Here is a 2,063-nt window from a genome sequence, read left to right as displayed (position 1 = left end):
CATTTAAATATTTTATAACTAGAAATTAATTTATTAATACTTTTTGAGTACTTAGGTCAATATTCAGCGTTTATAAATATTCACTCGTGTTCATATTTGTACCGAGTATGTAATTAGTTATTTAACCAAAGTGTTAATAGTATATAATGTATCCAAGAATGAGACGGGCAAAATTTCATTCTCAATAAAAACAAATCTTTACCACATTATTAGCGTAGTTTTTTAGCTATATTGGTGGAGTGAGTAGCAACACATGCTTTGTTAAGCAATAGCTTGCTATTGAAAATATGGTATGACTGCTTACTTGCCTACAGCTATTGATAGAGACTACTGCTTTAATAGGTACGTCAAATCATCTAGTAGGAGATGTAAAATGATGGGCAAAACAGTTTCTTCTGAAGAAAATGCAAAGCTAACAAAGTGGCTTAAAAGTAAGCGCCACGAAAAGGGTCATACAATGCGAAGCCTAGCACAAGTGCTGGGAACGCCTCATTCGTTTATCGGCAAGATTGAAAATCAAGAACGCCGTTTAGATGTGATTGAGTTTGTTCGTTATTGTACAGCTCTAGAAGTTGATCCACATGAAGCACTTAGCTTGCTAAAAGTAGATTAACTCAAACATTGCTTAGTACACTTTAAGGGGCACTTGATAGTGCTAAGCAATATGTTAATGCAGGGATGCATTAAATATTTTTATGATAATTTTTCTCAAGCTCATATAGTTTATGCCTAATCAGGTATAAAAATATCAGCGAAGGTATAACCATCAAGGCTGTTAAAACAAAGAACAGCGACCAATTTCCCATTAACCAATCATCAATTACTACACCACTGTAGCTCGAAAGTAACGTTCGTCCTAAATTCCCTAATGACGCCAGTAATGCATAGTGTGTTGCACTAAATGCTCTATCGCATAGCATCGAAATAAAGGCCACCATAGCGACCAGCGACCATGCTTGCGTAAACCCATCAATAACAATAGCAAAGGCATACAGTCTTAAATCAGGGCCAACTAAAGCAATCCACGAAAAGGCTAAGTTTGAGGCCGCCATCGCAATGCCACTAACAAATAAACCCTTAACAATGCCATATTTTTGATTAAATAAACTGCCAACAAAGGTAAATATGATTGTAAGTACGGCAGTACCTACCTTTGAAAATGTAGCTATATCGCTATTGCTAAAACCAATTTCTTTATAAAAAACAATCGACATTCGCCCTAAAAACGCTTCGCCTATTTTAAATAAGAAAATAAACGCAAGTAATGCCAGTGCCGTTTTAACGCCATTTTTAGTAAAAAAAGCTCTAAAGGGATCAATAACGGTTACCGCGAGCCACGCAACAGTTTTTGTAAGAGGGGTTTGTTTTGTAGAGGACAGTTTTTCAAGGTACACACGTTCAAGCTCTGCATGTACCGCTTCTCTATTTGATTCAGGTTCTTTTGCAAACAATGCTCCACTCATTAGCAGCAGCATTACAGCAGCTAAAAAGTAATAAATTTGTGGCCAGTCGAGCGAGGGGATATCAGCCATATAAAATGGAATTGCACCTAAAAGCGCATAACCTGTCCACCAACCAGACGTTGCCATAGCGGCTGCCGCTGTTGCTTTGTGAGATTCGTTTGCTTTAAGTGTGTCTATTCTGAATGCATCAATAGCAATGTCTTGCGTTGCAGAAGCAATGGCGATTAACAAACAAATTGCAGCAACAATTGCTAAATTAGCTTTTAAATCAAGCCCAGCTAATAATAAGGTGCCAATAAAAATAAAGCTCTGGCAAAATAGTATCCAACTACGACGTTGGCCTAGCCATTTATATAAAATAGGGAGTTTTGTACGGTCAATGAGCGGTGACCATAAAAAATTGATACTGTAAGCGCCAAATACAATGCCGAATAGGCCAATCATGCTGCGGCTTAGCCCTTCATCCTTTAGCCAAGCCGACATAACAGAGCCAATTAATACCCACGGAAAACCGCTACTCATACCAAATATAAAAATATGGATTAAGCGTTTGTCTTTAAAGTAAGAAAAATATTCGCTAATAGAGAGAGATTTGCTCAT

General features: G+C 37.3%; 2 protein-coding genes. One reads left to right on the top strand and one right to left on the bottom strand.

Annotated elements, in window-relative coordinates; translation table 11 throughout:
• The first annotated feature begins 373 nt into the window (after window positions 1-373).
• Window positions 374-613, top strand: a complete 240-nt coding sequence (locus GQR46_RS19085; RefSeq protein ID WP_007584874.1) for a helix-turn-helix transcriptional regulator — start codon at window positions 374-376, stop codon at window positions 611-613.
• 70 nt (window positions 614-683) lie between these two features.
• Here the strand turns inward: GQR46_RS19085 and GQR46_RS19080 are convergent, their stop codons facing one another.
• Complete coding sequence (locus tag GQR46_RS19080) at window positions 684-2,063, bottom strand: MFS transporter (RefSeq protein WP_007584875.1); 1,380 nt, start codon at window positions 2,061-2,063, stop codon at window positions 684-686.

Origin of the sequence: Pseudoalteromonas sp. Z1A6 (assembly GCF_011378745.1) — a bacterium.
Lineage (GTDB): Bacteria > Pseudomonadota > Gammaproteobacteria > Enterobacterales > Alteromonadaceae > Pseudoalteromonas > Pseudoalteromonas arctica.
Note: the sequence above shows the minus strand (reverse complement) of the source record. Positions and strands in the feature narration are given on the sequence as shown.

Excerpts from the sequence above, each read along its gene's own strand:
- GQR46_RS19085 (WP_007584874.1), top strand. The coding sequence starts at position 374 with ATGATGGGCAAAACAGTTTCTTCTGAAGAAAATGCAAAGCTAACAAAG.
- GQR46_RS19080 (WP_007584875.1), bottom strand. The coding sequence starts at position 2,063 with ATGAGCAAATCTCTCTCTATTAGCGAATATTTTTCTTACTTTAAAGAC.